The 19,308-nt window shown below is 41.8% G+C and carries 10 protein-coding genes; 2 read left to right on the forward strand and 8 right to left on the reverse strand.

Annotated elements, in window-relative coordinates:
- Positions 1-4: 4 nt before the first annotated feature.
- The 7 genes from BACINT_RS01595 to BACINT_RS01625 all read right to left on the reverse strand — a co-directional run bounded on the left by BACINT_RS01595 (position 5) and on the right by BACINT_RS01625 (position 14,565).
- Positions 5-1,255, reverse strand: a complete 1,251-nt coding sequence (locus BACINT_RS01595) for a DUF2264 domain-containing protein (protein WP_007660079.1) — start codon at positions 1,253-1,255, stop codon at positions 5-7.
- A 151-nt stretch (positions 1,256-1,406) separates the two neighbouring features.
- Complete coding sequence (locus BACINT_RS01600) at positions 1,407-2,258, reverse strand: glycoside hydrolase family 16 protein (protein WP_007660082.1); 852 nt, start codon at positions 2,256-2,258, stop codon at positions 1,407-1,409.
- A gap of 62 nt (positions 2,259-2,320) precedes the next feature.
- Positions 2,321-3,490 (reverse strand): glycoside hydrolase family 43 protein, encoded by a 1,170-nt coding sequence (locus BACINT_RS01605; RefSeq protein WP_007660084.1) that lies wholly within the window; start codon positions 3,488-3,490, stop codon positions 2,321-2,323.
- 19 nt (positions 3,491-3,509) lie between these two features.
- Positions 3,510-4,499 carry a hypothetical protein gene (locus BACINT_RS01610; RefSeq protein WP_143851001.1) on the reverse strand — a complete coding sequence of 330 codons (990 nt, stop codon included), beginning with the start codon at positions 4,497-4,499 and terminating at the stop codon, positions 3,510-3,512.
- A gap of 315 nt (positions 4,500-4,814) precedes the next feature.
- Positions 4,815-6,827 (reverse strand): RagB/SusD family nutrient uptake outer membrane protein, encoded by a 2,013-nt coding sequence (locus BACINT_RS01615; protein ID WP_007660088.1) that lies wholly within the window; start codon positions 6,825-6,827, stop codon positions 4,815-4,817.
- Between the two features lie 15 nt (positions 6,828-6,842).
- Complete coding sequence (locus BACINT_RS01620) at positions 6,843-10,142, reverse strand: SusC/RagA family TonB-linked outer membrane protein (protein ID WP_007660090.1); 3,300 nt, start codon at positions 10,140-10,142, stop codon at positions 6,843-6,845.
- 223 nt (positions 10,143-10,365) lie between these two features.
- The gene (locus BACINT_RS01625) at positions 10,366-14,565 is read right to left on the reverse strand and encodes a hybrid sensor histidine kinase/response regulator transcription factor (RefSeq protein WP_007660092.1); all 4,200 of its coding nucleotides are present in this window, start codon (positions 14,563-14,565) and stop codon (positions 10,366-10,368) included.
- A 353-nt stretch (positions 14,566-14,918) separates the two neighbouring features.
- Here BACINT_RS01625 and BACINT_RS01630 point away from each other — a divergent pair, with 353 nt between their 5' ends.
- Positions 14,919-16,937: a DUF2264 domain-containing protein gene (locus BACINT_RS01630; RefSeq protein WP_007660094.1), complete on the forward strand. Its 2,019-nt coding sequence runs from the start codon at positions 14,919-14,921 to the stop codon at positions 16,935-16,937.
- 78 nt (positions 16,938-17,015) lie between these two features.
- On the forward strand, positions 17,016-18,146 hold the full coding sequence (gene hemW / locus BACINT_RS01635) for a radical SAM family heme chaperone HemW (protein ID WP_044154600.1): 1,131 nt from the start codon (positions 17,016-17,018) through the stop codon (positions 18,144-18,146).
- 67 nt (positions 18,147-18,213) lie between these two features.
- Here hemW and BACINT_RS01640 read toward each other — a convergent pair whose 3' ends face one another.
- Entirely contained in the window at positions 18,214-19,305 is a 1,092-nt protein-coding gene (locus BACINT_RS01640; RefSeq protein WP_007660098.1) for an Sb-PDE family phosphodiesterase, read from the reverse strand.
- Positions 19,306-19,308: the final 3 nt, after the last annotated feature.

A 19,308-nucleotide genomic window follows, 5' to 3' on the forward strand; every position in this document is an offset into this window, starting at 1 on the left:
ATTATTATTCGTAATATGCGTGATCTTTCGGGAAATCTTCTCCTCCCCATGCTTTCTTTGATGTCCAGGGCTGTGGCGCATCTGTCCAGAAAGGATCATCAGCAGCCAAACCTAATGGCAAGAAAGCAAGCGAAGCCAAATAAAGACTACCATTATTGGTATACCAGTCTGAAATATTGGGTTGAGAACCATTAAAGCCTAATGTCAGATAACCTTCCGCATTGAAATTGCGGTTATCACCGAACATGCGTTGAATAACAGCTGTCATTGCCGCACGCACCTGTCCGGCAGGCAATTCTTTCGGTAGCCAGCCACGTAATGACAACAAGGCAAGAGGCTGTAACACACCGGTACGATAAGTAATTGAACGGCCAAATACGGGGAAAGCACCTTCAGGAGAAACAAAGCGTTCCAATATCATACCGAAACGCTGCATACGCTTCAAAGCTTTCGGGAAGTTTCCGCCTTTCACATTCCAGATGTTTCTTTTTCCTCCATCCGTCATCACGTCAAGGCATTCCACATACATGGGGTGAAGCACAAAACTGTTATAATAGTCAAATGCAAAATCTTCTCCGTCACTGTACCAACCATCGCCCACATACCACTCGTCTACTTTACGTAAAGCAGAAGTTATACGATAGTAATCGGTTTGGGCACCTGCCTTTTTCAGGAAGCATTCAACGGTTGAAGAGAATAACAACCAATTCGTATAAGGGGGATCTACCCGGCGCAATTGTTGGAACTCAGCAATATATCGCTGTTTTGTCAAATCATCCAATGGAACCCATAAGGCATCATATCCACGCAAAAAGCTTTCAGCTATATAGGCAGCATCTACGAGAGGTTGTCCTTCCTTGCGCCATAACAGGTAATCTTTACTTTCCGGGTCCACTGATTGGGCATAACTCTTCAATGCCCACTCACGCAATTGTTTGCGCTGCTGACCTTCTGCCGTGTCATCATCAGGCAATGACAACCACGGAGCCAGTCCGGCCATCAACCTGCCGAAGCATTCCATATAAGTCACTCGTTTATCACGGCCATCCCATGTAGGACTTAACTCTACCATCATATTTTCCTGCAATTTACCTTCGCTCATATTGCTCAGTACAGGTGCAGCCATCTGATAGAGAATGCCTGTCCATAATTCACGATCAGTCTTTACTTTTTCAGGTTTCTTTTTGGCCGATACATTAAGAGGTATCAGCAATGCTACGGTCAATAGTAGCCAAAGATATTTTCTTGTTTTCATGATATTCTATATAAGTTGTTTTTCATTGTTGCAAATATATCCGTTTCATAAGAAAACGAACTACTACAAATATTGCAAAAGAGGATATTTATCGGTCATTTCCGCTATAAAATGCATAATTTTCAGGAAAATCTGGTCTTTTCCATCTTTTCTACTGCTTCTGATATACCCGTACATAGTCTATTTCATAGCGCATGGGGATTCCTTTATCATCAATCTCTCCACCGTTTATGCCACCAAGAGCTAAGTTCAACAAAAGATATTGAGGCTTGCGGAAAGGGTTCGTCCCTTTTCCGATGGTGCCATTCACAGTTTCGCTCAAAGGAATTTCATTCAGCAATTCATCATCCAGATAGATTTTAATGGCCGTTTCATCCCAATCCATACGCCAGATGTGAAACTTATCCGCCCACGCCGGATCTTTATCTGTAAAATGAGTAAAAGGAATCGCTTTACTATTCCATTTGGCATTCCACTGTCGGTCAGTTCCCCAAGCGGCATTTGCCAGAATATGCGGTACGCCTTTGATGCGATAATATTCCATGATGTCGATTTCGCCACACGAAGGCCATTCCATACCGCTGCCCAATGTCCAGATAGCAGGCCATGCCCCTCCGCTCACAGGAATCTTGGCGCGAACCTCGAATCTGCCATAAAGAAATTCTTTTTTACCGGACGTTGTGATGCACGAGGAAGTGTACTCGATAAACTCCCGCTTCTTCCGCCAATCGTTACTTCCGGCCTCATACCAGGGATTTCTACGCCCTTCCTCTTTTCGCGCTTCAATAATCAACTTTCCATCTTTGCAGTAAGCGTTGCCTTCCTGATACCACTGGGCTTCTTCATTACGTGCAAAACCATTATCATAACTCCACACAGCCGTATCCGGAAGACCGTCTGCGTTGAACTCATCACTCCACACTAATTGCCACTCCGTTTGGCCGGACAGCCCTACCGGAATAAGCAAAAATAGCAGGAACAGACTTCTTGTTACTATTTTCATTCAAGTTCACATTTTACAGATTTATACTACCGATTCTTATAAGAAATACGAATATAAGAAATTCACCACTTATCCAACCATTCAATAAACGGAATTCCTTTTTCACTAAACTGTATAGGTAGCCAAATGTGTCCGGAATACATCAGACTCTTCGGTTTCCAAACATCAGCCATAAATATAAAGCGGTTCTCCGGTAGCTCCAATACGAACGTACTTTGTCCACCAAAAGTTTTTTCACTGTTCTGCCCGCGGCACGGATTAGGATATTGCTCCCATGGTCCCCAAATGGAAGAAGCCGAAAACATACGAGCTTCATTAGGAATCCACCCAGTACATCCGGAAGTTATCATCCAATACATATTGCCTTTCTTGAATATGGCCGGTGCCTCATTATGTCCACCGGGAAAAATACGAATATAACGTCCTGAATGCCCCAAATAATCATCAGTTAATTCCGCAATATGCAAAGTCAAATTCTCTTCCGAAGAATAAATGTGATAAGCTTTACCATCGTCATCCACAAATAAAGTCATATCACGAGACATTTGCCCTCCTTTTAAATCGCGTTTCACAAATAATCCCCGGTTAACAGCTTCATACCATTCCGGAGTCCACCATTTTTGATACTTCTCCATATTCCATGCCAGCTTACGGTCTGCTTCAGGCATATTTTCAGGATAGATGTCGGGGTTCACTCGTCCGGAACGAACAAAACGATAAGGACCCTCCGGTTTATCACTGATGGCTACAGCTGCACGGGCAGGTCCATAGCCTTGACCTTTCAGTTCCAAATGGAACCACATTACAAATTTCCCGGTCCTCTCATTATATATCACTTTGGGGCGCTCCATGATGCAACCACGTTCAATATCATTGCCGGGTTCTTCGGAGACAGCGAGTGCTACGCCCTTGTAAGTCCAATTATGCAAATCGGAAGATGTATAACAGTTCACTCCCACTTCGGTAGTGAACCCCTCTTTGGGACGATGTTCACCGAACCAGTAATATAGTCCGTTGTGAAACAAAATGCCACCACCGTGGGCGTTAATATAATTTCCATCCGTATCATTCCACACAGCCTTCACTTGCGGAGAATTATCCACCTGCTTATGAGTGCTTACTTCATGAGTGACATCCATTGCATTATGCGCAAATTCCGTATTTTGTCCGAAAAAACAGAATGCATTGCCCACTGTAAAAAGCAATACGAAAAGTAATTTCATTTTTCTCATACACGTAATCTTATGTGGTTTACTCAATAACTGCTCCAAGCAGATGAATATATTTGATTTTCTTATCTTGAAGTAATAAAGCAAGCCTATGAGCTTTCTCTATTTCTTCTACAGAAAGTTCTATTTCTCCCAAATTTTCTAGCCACTGAAACAAAAATCTGCAAAAACTAGTTCCAAGAGGAGTATCAAAGGCTATTCTGAGTTCATTTGCCGACCTTCCATCTACAAAGAAAACAGGAACAAAATGGAGATTACCGCCAATTGAGGCAAACATGGTAGAACTGACAGAGAAATCACCCAACACCACTTGGGACAAGCACAATGCACCATCATAATCCGCTACCAGATAGCCGAATCCACCATTCAAATTACGGAAACCCAGTTTGCCCGGAATAGGCACAAAATCATTCGTTTCGTAAGACTTCACACCTGCCTGAACTGAAGCATCTGACAACACTTCAAGATAAAAAGAGCCTCCCAACCGTCTTCCTATAGCTTCCAAAACAGGTTCAATAGCATCAGTCACGAACTCTCCAACCGGCACCTGACTACCTTCCCATTCCACTGTTTCCACCGAAGGGTTAAGCATGCCCATATTCAGAGATTGCTTATTGAATTCAAAGAGATACCTCTTTCCTATAAATTTTGAAAAGGCAGTATAGGTCCATTCCAGTACAATAATACCCTCCCGGCAAGTTCCTTTTACAATCAAATCGTATTCAGCTTTCTTTATGCTTCCTTCAAAAGTAACCAACTCCGAAGAAGCAACAGCATCCACTTTTACGATAATATTTTCAAATGCCGGATAGATGCCTTCTACAGGTAAGTTCGGCCAAAGAGGAGGCATTTCCAATGTCATCTTCCTACTGCCATCAACCTCACCTACATTATCATCATAAGAAGCATCTAGTGTCAGAGAAATATTTCCTAAAGCAGGCATGTCCACACCGTTGAAAGTCATTTTCACCTGCTCCACAGCATAATTTCCACAAACGCTTTCAATATTCATAATCGCTGGCGTTTCTTTATCATCGCAAGCGCTTAAGATGCCTATATATAATACACTACATAATACCAGAAAAAAATAGTTCACATCTTTCATGACCTATTGATATTAGATTTAACTTGATCCTTACTCTAAATCATCCTATAATATCCCTCAACCAATCCTCCTTTTTAATAGCAAAAAGCCCACCCTTCTTCAATTGAAAAGCAGGCTCTCCCAAAACCTATTGTAAACGAATGATTTAACAATATCTTTACTAATCTACGTTGTTATAGGAATTAGTTCTATAACAACGTAGAAATAGGATGTTTTCATAAATTAATTTGTCTTCTCTTCATCAGCAACAGCTTCCTCCCAATTAGTAAACATTGGAACAGAATCATCGTAACCGTCATATCCATAGTTCTGACGAAGTGTAGCGCCGATATTAGCTGTAATAGCCGAATTAGGTACAGGCCAGAACATATTATGCTTACTAACCTGATAATTAAACTGTTTTCCAGAGAATATCGGACCATTATTGAAAAGGCTGTAACGCGTACAACGTTTGTACCAATAACTACCACCACTCAAATCAGTACCAGTTTGTTTATCCCAAGTGGACAAATCGTAAGTTTCACCCCACTCATCAGGCTGGCCACTACGAGCCAAACACCAGGAAATACGGGTCAATTCAGGTTGACGCCATTCTTCCAGATAGAGTTCACGAGCACGTTCGTCAGTAATATCACCGATGGTAACCGTAGTAAACATCTTCTTGGCATTAGCGCGACGACGAACAGCATTTACATCATCGGCTGCACCTGTTGTATTGCCTTGATAGAATTTAGCCTCCGCACGAAGTAGATAAGTCTCTGCAAGACGGAATAAATAGAGATCACCGTTAGAACAAGCATTACCTTTTGTTGCGCCATTGAACTGATTGGCACCCATATTTTCTTCAGCAGCAGCATCTTTAATGTAAACCTTATACAAAGGAGTAGGATACCAACTGCGAATCGTATCAAGACAGAGTAACTCTCCTTTTTTCACACTACTTTTACCATCTTCACTCGTCCAGTCTTCCGGCGCATAAAGCGTCATGTTCTGACCATAGAATGCTGATGATGGATTATTATACTTAAGGTCTTCCATTTCCACCCAGTTACCCACAGCACGATTGTGGCGCAAGTCTTGCGTATCTTCCTCTCCGTCATAGCGCCAAATAGTCTGGTTGTAGTGGCGGGAAGTACGGAAACAACCGATACCACGTCCCAATGCACGTACCCAATCTAACTCTTCATTATACTTGCCATCAGTACGTGAATAGTTGTATGTAGGGGCACTTAGCTTATGCGGATCCATGATAACACTATTGGACCAGTGTACACACATAGCGCGCATTAGCGGATAATTTATCCAGCTCTGACTATGAAAGTTCAAGATAGGCATAATGGTCTCCTTGTTTTCAGCAATAGACACATTTTCACCACGATGAAGGTCCCAAACCACATTACGTTCTACAGGCCAAGTAGTACTATTACCAGTAACCAGCGAACCAAACGGAGCATCCATCAACTTCAAACCATGATTATTGATCAAGTCAGTAGCCATATCTTCCGCCTTCTTATACTCACCCGTTACAAGATAACATTTGATAAGTAGTTGCATACAAGCTTCCTGATTCACCGTACCCATATAAGACATATCTTTTTGAGCCGGCACATTTTGAACGGCAAACTCCAAATCGTGTACCAACATCTGGAAAATCGCCTCCTTGCTTGTAGATTTATAGTTTTGCTTAGGTACCTCGATAATCTTCGTCACCAAGGGAATGTCACCGAATAATAATGCCTGATGATAGTAGCCATAAGCGCGGTGAAAATAAGCACGTCCTTTGTATTCGTTACGTACTTTTTCATCCAAGCTCTGCACTTGGTCTACATATGAAAGCACAGTATTGGCAAATTTAATACTGGTCCACCCGCGGTCCCAAAAACGGCTCATTGCATTCTCGTCACCACCACCTTTCATACCGCTGGTCGGTGTAATCTTATTGGCGAAATCGTCCATAAAAAAGCCTGCATCCGTCTTTGCATACAAACCTATATCAGTCATAAAATAGAGTGAAGCAATCGGAAGTACGTTTCCGTTACCATCCATCAACATTTCCTTAAGTCCCAAATCGCACATAGCCATTGCCGAACGCAGACCTGATTCTGTAGTATACGTATTTCCCGGATTATAGAATGATAAGGGATCTTGTTCTAGGAAGCTGTCCGAACAGCTTGCCAGCATGGCGGCCGAAGCTAAAACCATACATCCCCTTACTAATTTATTCATCTTTTTCATATTGTCTTTCAGTTATTAGAGTGTTATATTCAAACCAAAATTAAAGGTACGAGTAGCCAAGCCACCTGTTTCAGGATCACCATATTCCCAACCGGAGATAGTACACACATTTTTAACGCTTGCAGTCACACGAACCTTATCAATCATATATTTCTTCGTCCATCTCTGAGGCAACGTGTAGCCAACGGTAATATCATCCAAACGAACAAAGTTACGGTTGTAAAGTTTGTCCACCCCGGAAGCCAAACCTGTATTAGGACCTACAGCATTCAGACGGCAGTAATCATTAGTAGGGTTGTCGGGCGTCCAATATTCTTTCGTTGGCATATTGAAGCCGTTAAGTACCTGTGATCCACCGTTATCCTGATTCAGCCAGTAACCATTTGTACTCTTATGCCCCATATAAGAATAGAGTGAGAATGAGAAAGTCAAATCCTTCCACAAAGTGAATTCATTACGTATATTCCAATAAATGGGGGGAGTCGTGGTTCCAAGATAAGTTTTGTCGTTATCGTTGTAAACAGGCACACGTGTGCCGTCTTCCAGAATCTTATCGTCTTCCGTATAGCGATTCACTACTTTAGGATCACCCGGTTTCTGACCTACCAAAGCTGCAGCAGCAATGTCCTCAGGATTATTCTGCCAAACACCATCAGTTTCGTAATACCAGATGGTGCCAATAGGCTGTCCGATGTACCAATTGTTAGAAGTATCGTCCCGTTCCACACCGTTTTCGTCATAGTCGTAATAGATGTGGTTGATACGATTCTTGTTAATAGAGAAACCAGCAGAAGTATTCCATGTAAAGTCTTTAGTCTCGATATTAGTAGAGTTCAAGGCTATTTCAAAACCCTGGTTCTGCACTTCACCCAAGTTAGTGGTGATAGTACTGAAACCGGAGAAACTCGGCAGACGTTGCCCCATAATCATATCAGTAGTCTTCTTGAAATAGTAGTCAAGGCTACCGGTCAAGCGGCCACCCAGTACAGAGAAATCTACTCCGGCATTCCAAGCTTTCGTCGTTTCCCATTGCAGATTAGGAGCAGCCAGACGGTCCATATACAAAGGATTAATTACTGTTGAAGTTCCGTTGTTAACATAAACCATACCAGTACCTCCCAAATTCAGGTTGGCCAACGTTTTGTATACGTCACCAAAATCACGGTTACCATTGGTACCCCAAGACAAACGTAACTTTAGCATATCCAGCCACTTCTCAGTACCTTTCATAAATTTTTCGTTCGAAACAGTCCAACCTAAACCTACCGAACCAAAGTTACCCCAAGGATTCTTGGCTCCGAAGCCTGCATAACCATCGCGACGGAACGTACCGGTAAACATATAGCGATCATTGTAGCTATAGAACAAACGACCCAGATAAGAAGCAGCTGTATAGTGCGTATCATTAGTAGAGAAAGAACTCTGCTCCTTATTAGCACCACCAGTATAATGGAAACCCAGTGCATCACTCGGTGTAATGTTACGGGCATTGATTTTGTCATTCCAAGTACGATGTTCTTCGGCTTCTTGTACCAAAGTCACTGTAAAATGATGGGTATCAGCAAAAGTACGGTCCCAAGTAATAGTATTATTCAAGTTCCAGTCAAAGTTTTTGGACCATTCACGGTTCACACCACGGCTGGATGCCGAAGCATCAGGTAGGTCGGCCGACATAAAATAACGATCGTAGAACCACTGATAACGCGGAGCAATGTTAAACTGATAAGTGAAACCCAGAGGCAATGTAATCTTGGCATTGAAAATAGTGTTTAACACTGTATATCCTTTTTCCAAATCATAGTATTGACGGTCGAAGTAGTAGTTGTAACCACCGTTAGTGGGCAATCCACTCATAGGATATTGCTGATAACCACCTTTTTCGTCATACATAGAAGCATAAGGAGAGTTACGCAACATATTAGCATCCCAATAGTTACTACCCAATGAAACTTGGATATCACCGTCAGAGCGATCCTGGAAGTTCACATTCGCACCAATCTCCAACCAGTCAGTAATCTTAGCACTAATCTTCATATTCGAACGGAATGCATGATATTCATTACCTTGTACGGCACCTTCATTATCCATGTAACCAACAGACAAATAGTAGTTAACCCTATCAGTAGCACCTGAAATACTGGCGTTGTAATCTTGATTGATACCAGTACGGAAAGTAGCATCATACCAGTCAAAAGTTTTGCCGGACAAGAAATTATTGAATACCAGCGGAGAAACATCCAACGTCAAACGACGTGCAAATAAACTAAGTGCGGATTCACCATCAGAAGGTCCGAAACCACTTACACCAGCAGCGGATGCCCAAGCATCTTGCTCTGCAGTTGTCATATTCGCGGGATTGTCATAATAACCTTGCGGATAAGCAGCACTCATATTGCCACTTCCATCTTTTGCCATCACATTGTAGTAGCCATAAAGTCCGTTTTCACCTTGTCCATAAGTATTCACCATCTTATACCAGTCCTGACGATAACGCAGGTAACCGCTAGCACTGTAATAATCACGATAAGCCGACTTCTTATTAACAGCCAAGTTAGCACTTACGTTGATGACCGGCTTGCCTTGTTTACCTTTCTTAGTAGTAATGATAATAACACCGGCAGCAGCTTTGGCACCATAAATAGCAGCAGAAGAAGCATCTTTCAATACGTCAATCTGACCGATATCATCCGGATTGATTTCTGAAAGTTCACCATAGAAAGCCATACCATCCAGTACAATCATCGGTTTGGCATCCGTACCCAATGAGTTCTTACCACGCAATGAAATAGATGCATCGCTACCTTTTGCAGAAGCATCGTAACCAATCTGCAAACCAGGAGTACCACGTAACACATCTTGTACAGATGCAGGATTCGAGTCAGCTATTTTACTGGGATTGATCTGTACAACCGATCCTGTAAGGTCTTTCTTACGCATCGTACCGTAACCTACTACCACTACCTCATCCAGCATCTCAGTGTCCTCTTGCAACGTCACTTTCACTGTTCTCTGTCCCTTCAAAGGAATTTCTACTGTTTTGTAGCCCACAAAACTTATTACCAGCGTAGCATTCTGTTTTACTTTCAAAGAGAAATTACCATCAATATCGGTAATACATCCATTGGAAGGTACGCCTTTTTCAACCACACTGGCACCAATTACAGGGCCCATTGTGTCCTCCACTGTACCAGTTACCGTAACATTAGGATTTTGAGCGCTCAGATACGAGACGTTCATCATAAGAGCCATACAGATCATTAAGGTAGAGAGTACCTTATTCAACCTTGCCCCAGAGGAAATCTTTAGTTTTTCCATCGTATGAATTTTAAGATTAAAAAATAACTTAACACACTATGTGATAATAGAGCTGCATGCTTAGCTCCAGGATCACATTGCAAATCTATGGACATTCACAGAGCAAAGCCCTTACAAATGTTCCATTCATGTTTAGTTTTGGTGCATGAAACAAAATCCTACATAAGTTGAAACATTCTTCAACATATTATGTAGGATATAAAAAACATTAACAGGATAAATCTTATTCTCCCTCAATAGTTCCACCCGAAGTGAAACGTTCCATATACTCGGAGGGCTGCATACCGATTTCTTTTTTGAAACTACTACTGAAGTAACGCGGGTCATTATATCCCACTGCATACGCCAATTCTGAAATACGGATGTGTTTCTTTTCTTCCATGATCCGGCAAGCTGCTTTCATACGTATATTACGGATGAATGAAACATAAGTCAGCCCGGTTAGCGACTTCAACTTGCGGAAGAAGGTGGATTTGGTGGTATGCATCTCTTCCAAAAAACGGGTCTGATCAAAGTTCGGATCATCCAGATGGCGATTCACACAGTCAATGGCACGTTGCAGGAAATCTTCGTCAATGCTGGTATAATTCAATTCTTTTGCTTCGAACACCAGCTGCTTCTTGAAGTCTTTCATCACACGCTCACGAGATTTGAGTAAGTTACCAATACGTGCATGTAGTATGCTCAGGTTAAACGGCTTTGCAATAAATGCGTCCGCACCCGATTCATAGGCTTCTACACGATCTTCTTCTTTACTCTTCGCAGTGAGTAAAATTAAAGGTATATGGGAAGTATCAAAATTACCTTTTACTGCTTTACAAAACTCAATGCCGTCCATTACCGGCATCATTACATCCGAAACGATCAAGTCAATATCAGCAGATTCTACCACTTCAAGAGCTTCTTTGCCATCAGTTGCGGTACAGATATCATATTCAGCACCGAGCAATTTCACCATCAATGCCAATAGATCTTCATTATCTTCTACTAATAATAAAGTATGCTTTTTCTCCGGCATATTGTCCTTGCCTGATATATTTTCTTCTGATGCAGTTTCCAAAATTACAGCTTCTCTCTGAGTAGATATAACTTCATCCAACGTTGAAACAGTAACACTCGTTTCATCTATTTCTTCTTCAGAATAAGCCGAACGCTGAATAGGGAACTCTACTTTGAAAGCTGTCCCTTTACCTTCTTCACTTTCTACAGTAACCGTACCATGATGGAGAGCAACCAAGTCGCGTACCAGCGACAAACCTATTCCTGTCCCTATTGTATTGAATTTCCGGTAATCTCCTTCATAAAAACGCTTGAATAAGTTTTTCTGTGACTCTTCCGGAATGCCGGGTCCATTATCTTTAACTACCAGACAAGCCAACCCGTTCGTACTATCATGACTTAATTCAATCGCCACTTTTCCACCGGGTTTATTGTATTTAGAAGCATTAGAAAACAAATTATACAGAATCTTATCCAGTTTATCCGAATCGAAGAAAGCCAGATACCGTTCCGAATCATTCTGAATCGTAAAATGAATGTCTTTTTTCTTCATTAAAGGGCGGAAACTGTCAAGGCTCCGGCGTACAAACTGTACCAGATCTCCCTGAGATACTTTCAACTTCAGGTTACCTGTCTCCGCTTTCCTGAATTCCAGAATTTGCTGCAGCAAGCGTATCAAACGATTTATATTATGCGTCATCACAGTATACTGTTCCTTATAAACCGGAGCTGTTTGCTTCAATTCATCAACAGAAGCAGAAATAATGGTTAACGGAGTCAAAAGCTCATGGGTGATATTCGTAAAGAACTGTAATTTAGCATGATTGATTTCCTCAGCCTTCGCTTGTTCCATCTCACGCAAATGAAGTGCATTACGTAAACGGATACGGTTGCGAACAATCCGGAAAATATAACAGGAAATACCAATAAATACTAATATATATAAGGTATAAGCCCACCAGGTTTTCCAAGGTGGAGGAAGAATGGTAACTTTCACTGTTTGTACATTCTCGTCCCAGATACCATTGGAATTTGAAGACTTTACATGGAAAGTGTAAGTACCGGGCATCAGGTTATTATAATAAGCAAAACGTTTGGAAGCATCCGTGTACTGCCATCCCACATCGAATCCGTCCAGTCTATAGGCATACTGGTTTCTTTCCGGATTGGCATACTCCATGGCAGAGAACTCAAAGCTAAAGTTATTTTGTTTGTAATCCAAAACAATCTCATCTGTAAACCCGGGCGATAAATCAGAGATTTCCGCACGCTCTTCATCAGACAAGGAAGTCCACGACTGATTAAACACTTTAATATTAGTAATCACGACCGGAGAAGAAAAGACCTGTTCATCCTGTTCATCCGGATAAAAGCTATTGTATCCCCGATGTCCGCCAAAAAATAATTCACCATCCGGAGCTTCACATGACGCCCCTCTATTAAACAGATTATCCTGCAAACCATCTGAAGTGGTATAAAGACGGTATGTTACATTCTGCAAATCCTTTGGCACAGTAAGCTTCAATAATCCTGCATTTGTTCCCAACCAAAGATCCCCTTTCTTATCACTCTGAATACTGGTTACTGCATCTCCCGGCAGATTCCACAACTGATGTACTGGTAAGAATCGATCTTCTACGGCGTCATACAAACTTAAGCCACTTCCCCCGGTTCCAACCCAGATACGCCCCTCAATATCCTTATATATGCAATCTGCATAATTACTGTTCAGTTTCCCATTAACTACAGAATAAGCCGAAAGCGTATATCCATTTAACGAGTGTCCACTACCCTGAATACGAACCACTCCATGCGTATTAGACGCCATCCACATTTCACCATTACCCCCCTCGGTTAGTTGCATAGCAACCATATCCTGTATGGCAACTCCTCCTACTTTCAAAGAATCAATCCGTACCGGGGTACCATCCGCTGCACGCATCGACACTCCTCCCCTCGTAGCAAACCAAAGGTTTTGCTTAGAGTCTTCATAAATATCATAAATACAAGAATTACACATCCACGGAGCATTTCCCGAATTATGTGCCTTCACACGCTTGCCGACAGGGGCTTGCTTATCAAGTTCGTAGGCTCCTCCATTGTACACACCAATCCAAATATGACTGGTAGTAGGAGATTGCATAATAGACATTACCGTTGAAATTCCCTCATATGACATAAAATCAGGCATCTGATTATAGTGAATAAATTTTCCAGTCTGGCGGTCCTTTACCCCAAAACCGTAAGTACTGATCCCCATCCAAAGCTGTCCATCATCATCCAACAAAAGACTACGTACCGAATTGCTTTTCAACATCCGTTTGGTTTCAGTTAGACGGTCCAGACTAAATTTTGCTCTACGGGTATTCACCATATTCACCCCACCTCCAATCATGCCAACCCACATGATACCTTGTCGGTCACGCAACAACGAAGCAACTTCACTGCTGGTTATCGTATTTTCCGATTCACCGGAATAACAATTCTCAAATCCCGAAAAAACAATCGGCCCATTCTGTAGAGGAAGAATACTCAAACCACTACGCGTTCCTACCCATAAAGAATGGGTATTCACATCTTCTGAAATGGCATAGATAAGATTATCTGAAATTGTATAAGGCTGCTTTTCATTATGGGTAAATGTAGTCCAAGTAGTTCTCTCCGGATCATAAGCATTGTGTAGTAAATGCAAACCCGATCCCCATGTACCGACCCATATATTCTTGTAACTATCCTGAAACACTACATGAGCGGAATTTCCAGAGTTCATCTTCGGATACTTCCAATATTTACCGGTTTTCTTCTCATAACGATACAGACCACTATTCCAGGTGCCAATCCAAATATCTCCTCTATCATCCTCAAATAAAGACTTTATAGTGGCCCTTGGGAATCCCCCTCCGGTATTACTTGTGTCATAAGCTAAAAAGCTGTTATCAATTTCCTTATACTCATAAAGTCCTATTTCCGTGGCAAACAGAATACGTTGATCACTCGTTACCAATATTTGTGATATACCTGTACTTGACAATTCTGCATTTTCTATCTTACGAACTTCTCCAGTGCGTTTATCCAATACATTCAATCCACTATAAGTTCCAATCCATAATCTATGGCAAGAATCCTCCGCTACACAAAATATGTTGTTACTGGACAACAGATCCGGACAATAAAGATTCGATTTATAAGTAGTGATAGAATAACCATCATACTGAAAAAGTCCGTTACGGGTAGATATCCAGATATAGCCGTCCCGGTCTTGATAGACCGATTGCACATCTTTACTGGACAAGGTATTCAATATAGATGAAGACCTAAATGCCAACGAATTATATTGGGGCATTATCACTGCCTGACACATCAAAGGGAAAAATATTCCAAAGCAAAAAATGAAACTCCAGATTTTATCTTTCATAGTTAGCATTAGTTTTCAATATAATTAATAACCGCAGGCAAATATACGTAAATATATATAAAAATATCTTATCCATTGGTAATTTTTTATTTCAATCATTCCATAATGAGCCATACCTAAGATATACTTGCTCCGCACCAACCCCGTACTTTCTTCGTCCAGAGGTACTTCTGAGTGGAGAATGTACGGAGCAAGTACGCTTCGGATAAGGCTCAAGTAAGGAGTGGATAGGAACAAAAGAAATAGGTTTGGTCTAAAATTCACCCTTTTTGACCTCAAAATGGTCATTAAAATAGCATGGAAAGTATTTTCTTTGCAGAGAGAAATAAATAAGAATATTCTTACCATATAATACACACGCTATGATGAAAATTGCCTTTTCTAAAATGACCAAGGGATTATTACTGTTTGTTTTTTTAGTATCTCTAAACGCAAACGCATCCTTATCACAAGCCAAAAATGATTCCGTATTTCATTTAGTTAAACCGGATTATCAGCTGAGTCCACTGACGGGCATGACTCGCCAACATTGGATGGATGCAGCAACCAATTTATTGGACGGAGCATTCAGCTACATCCACACATTGGATGATCCGATGCGTTTCCCCAAACAACCGGGAAAGAGCTATCCAACGGATGGAAAGTTCAACAAGACAGAAAATCTGGAAGGACTTTGCCGCACTATGTTTGTAGCAATTCCTCTATTAAAAGAAAATCCGGATTTGGTATTGAATGGAATCAAGGTCGGAGATTATTACCGGCAACAGTTGCGCAATATGAGTGATCCGTCGAAATCCGGATATATTCAACATCTCAAAGGTGGGCCAAGCCAGACACTTGTAGAATTCGGAGCACTTGCCCTATCGCTTACCGTGATGCCCGAAATTATCTGGGAACCATTGACTCAAAAGGAGAAAGACGATCTTGCTGCATTGATGCTTAGTTATGGCAACGGACCTACAATCGGTTCTAACTGGCGCTTCTTCAATATATTCGTCATGTCTTTCTTCAAAAACCAGGGTTATGAAGTCAAAGATGGTTATATAGATGAATTGCTACAAAAATCACTGGCACAATATCGTGGATACGGATGGTATAATGATAGCCCGGCCTATGACTATTATAGTATGTGGGCTTTCCAGATGTATGGCATGATTTGGGCACATTATTACGGTGAGAAATTTAATCCTGAAGCCGGACGCCAGTTTGTTAGCAATTTCCGTGATTTGGTTCCTAACTATCCTTATATGTTTGCTGAAGATGGTAAAATGAATATGTATGGACGCAGTATTACGTACCGTATAGCTGCCGCTGTACCTTTCCCACTGATGGGGTGGCTCAATGATCCGTCTATCAACTATGGATGGATGCGCCGTATTGCTTCTTCCACCCTGCTTCAATTCCTTGAGAATCCAGCATTGATGGAAGACCGGGTACCCACACTGGGATTCTACGGAGCTTTTGAGCCTGCCGTACAGATTTATAGTTGCCGTGGCAGCGTTTACTGGATGGGAAAAGCGTTCCTTGGATTATTATTGCCTGCTGATAATCCGTTTTGGACAGCTGTCGAGAATAACGGAGCTTGGGAAAAAGAGTTTCAACCCGGCAAGGTATACAATAAGTTCATGGAAGGCTCTAATACCTTGGTGACTAACTATCCCAATAGCGGCACTTCGGAAATACGTGCATGGTGTCATGAAGCAGTAGCTAAAGACTGGCAGAAATTCCGTTCTACCGAGAATTATAATAAACTGTCTTACAACACGGCATTTCCCTGGATGGCAGACAGTCCGGATGGCAAGGTATCTATGAACTATGCTGTACTGAATGCCAAACAAGAATGGGAAGTACTACGCCTCTACACCTTCAAGAAGTTTGAAGATGGAATTTACTACCGGGATGCAGAACTTGAAACAAACCCGGAAATCAAATTCCGCCTGGCAGATATTCCACTTCCTAACGGCATACTGCGTGTAGACAAAGTATCTTTCCCGATTACAACAGAATTACATTATGGACACTATTCGTTACCGGAATTAGAAAGTCCCATTGTTACAAAGGAACAAAAGGCCGGAGGATACACTGCCTACTGCATGGATAATGGAGCCTATCAGACAGCGCTTATCAATCTTCAGGGCTGGTCGGAAGTGGAATTTGTACAGACTGAAGGACTACATCCGGTAAGTAATAAATGTTCCGTAATCAATGTAGCCACCACTCATTCCGGTGATAAAGTCTTTATCACACTACAATTATGGAAAAAGAGTGGCAAGCCATTTACTAAAAAAGAATTGGCACCTGTAAAGTCCTTCAAACAGACCGGAGACACTATAACCATTTATTTCTCTGACGGAACGGTGAAGACGGTTTCTCTCTCCTGATGTAAGTTTCGGAAGGAATAGTTATCTTTGCCGCCAAAGTAAGAACTACAGAAGTTCTTCTACAGAAACAATATAGTTATGGCAGGCATCTACATACATATCCCCTTCTGCAAGACACGTTGCATTTATTGCGATTTCTATTCCACCACACGTTCGGAATTGAAATCGCAATATATCCGTGCCCTTTGTCGGGAGTTGACGGAACGCAAGGAATATCTGAAAGGGGAAGCTGTTGAAACCATTTATTTCGGCGGAGGTACGCCGTCACAATTATCGGAGGAAGACTTTAAAGAGGTTTTCAAGACGATTGAACAGGTTTACGGAACGAGGAAAGCAACAGAAGTAACTCTTGAAGCAAATCCCGATGACCTTACGGAAGAATATACCCAAATGCTACGTACTCTACCGTTCAACCGCATCAGTATGGGAATACAAACTTTTGATGATGCAACACTACGATTATTGAACAGGCGGCATAACGCCGCACAAGCAATAGAAGCAGTACAACGCTGTCGGCAAGCAGGTTTTCAAAATATCAGCATTGATCTGATTTATGGTTTGCCCGGAGAAACTGGCCAACGCTGGGCACAGGATTTACAGCAAGCAGTCAGTCTTAACGTGGAGCATATTTCCGCTTATCATCTGATTTACGAAGAAGGTACCCCTCTTTACAAAATGCTGCAACAACACTCTGTATCTCAAGTGGACGAGGACAGTAGTCTGAACTTCTTCTCCACATTGATAGATACTCTTTCTGCTGCCGGATACGAGCATTATGAGATTTCTAACTTCTGCAAACCTGGAATGTATTCCCGACACAATACTTCTTATTGGCAAGGTATCCCTTATCTGGGATGCGGTCCGTCCGCACATTCCTTTGATGGAGACTCGCGCGAATGGAATGTAGCTTCACTAAATCAGTATCTTTCATCTGTAGAACAGGGGCAACGTCTACACGAAACAGAACAACTGGATACACGAACCCGCTACAATGAATACATCATCACAGGTCTGCGCACAATGTGGGGAATATCCACTGAAGAGCTGAAAAGTAAGTTCGGCGACCGACTTTGGGAATATTGTTCGGAACAAGCCAAACCTTATCTGGAAAATGGGAAATTAAAGTTGCATAACGATCGGTTAAAGCTAACCAAGGAAGGCATTTTCGTCTCAGACGGTATCATGAGTGATCTCTTGGAAATAGAATAATTACATATACAACATGCCCGATCCTGATATATTTCAAGACCGGGCAACTTAACTAGAAAGATCTTTCTCACAGAGAAATAGTATACTCCAATCCTTTATCAGGAGCCACTATAAAATTCGTCACTTCGAAATTCATATCTCCACCTTTGATACCATTATCAAATCCGATACGGACGCTATAACGCGTATGCGGCTTCAGCGTCATATCCCGAAAATAGACCAGAGAAGTATCATGTGTCGTCTTTTTCAGTTTCAGAACTAAATCTGTAATATTGGTTACAGAGAGCATCACTCCTTTCTCATTACGACTGATTTCTTCTATTTTTACACATTTTTCAAAGAATGGACGGAGCAAGTCTTCACGTCCAATCACCAACTCTCGATAATAAGCAGCAGTGCGGCGATTGTCCAATGCCTCACGGATACCCTTCAAAGAACGTTCCTTCGCAAAGACGAATGTCATGGTACGATGTTCATCTTTGGAGAAATCATAATCAGTCTGAATAGGTTGATGGATATCGGAAGTACCGATCATTGTCAGATTCTTATCCAAACACCATTGAATGGCTTCGGGCATATATAGAGGACCATTTGCTACTTCAATGCCATGCATACAACCTTCATCATAAAGTTCTGTGTGCTGGGGCCACCACTTAGTAGTATCCGGTTGTTGGGCAGCCCATCCGGGATGATTCCAGAAGATAAATGCTCCCTGCTTTTTGGCTTCATTGAAAGCGTCTTTATACTCTTTTTGTTCCAATGGATTGGAGTCAGCCAGAAAAATGGCATTAAAGTGTCCGGGAGCCATTGGACGAGTAATCTCACTGCCTCTGATTAAAAGTATCCCCAGCTTTTCAGCCTGTTTCTGACAAAGATCAAACGAACGGTTATGATCTGCCACAATATCTTTTTTATGAGGACGATATTCGATGTGTTCTGTCAGAGAAATTGCATCCAATCCTTCGCGATAAGCTTCATCTACACGCACCGTAGGCCAAACCAGACCGTCAGAGAAGACTGTGTGCATATGAAAATCGCACTTCAAAGTAGTGTATCCATCTAAATCGGGAACTTGAATTTCATTCCGGCGTTGCGCCTGTACATTCATCAGGCAGGTTGCCAAAAGGAACGTACTTACTAATACTTTATTTACTTTCATGTT

It is taken from the genome of Bacteroides intestinalis DSM 17393 (assembly GCF_000172175.1).
In the GTDB taxonomy this organism is placed as follows: Bacteria; Bacteroidota; Bacteroidia; order Bacteroidales; family Bacteroidaceae; genus Bacteroides; species Bacteroides intestinalis.

Coding starts and splice junctions, on each gene's coding strand:
- BACINT_RS01595 (WP_007660079.1), bottom strand. CDS start 1,255: ATGAAAACAAGAAAATATCTTTGGCTACTATTGACCGTAGCATTGCTG.
- BACINT_RS01600 (WP_007660082.1), bottom strand. CDS start 2,258: ATGAAAATAGTAACAAGAAGTCTGTTCCTGCTATTTTTGCTTATTCCG.
- BACINT_RS01605 (WP_007660084.1), bottom strand. CDS start 3,490: ATGAGAAAAATGAAATTACTTTTCGTATTGCTTTTTACAGTGGGCAAT.
- BACINT_RS01610 (WP_143851001.1), bottom strand. CDS start 4,499: ATGAATATTGAAAGCGTTTGTGGAAATTATGCTGTGGAGCAGGTGAAA.
- BACINT_RS01615 (WP_007660088.1), bottom strand. CDS start 6,827: ATGAAAAAGATGAATAAATTAGTAAGGGGATGTATGGTTTTAGCTTCG.
- BACINT_RS01620 (WP_007660090.1), bottom strand. CDS start 10,142: ATGGAAAAACTAAAGATTTCCTCTGGGGCAAGGTTGAATAAGGTACTC.
- BACINT_RS01625 (WP_007660092.1), bottom strand. CDS start 14,565: ATGCTAACTATGAAAGATAAAATCTGGAGTTTCATTTTTTGCTTTGGA.
- BACINT_RS01630 (WP_007660094.1), top strand. CDS start 14,919: ATGATGAAAATTGCCTTTTCTAAAATGACCAAGGGATTATTACTGTTT.
- hemW (WP_044154600.1), top strand. CDS start 17,016: ATGGCAGGCATCTACATACATATCCCCTTCTGCAAGACACGTTGCATT.
- BACINT_RS01640 (WP_007660098.1), bottom strand. CDS start 19,305: ATGAAAGTAAATAAAGTATTAGTAAGTACGTTCCTTTTGGCAACCTGC.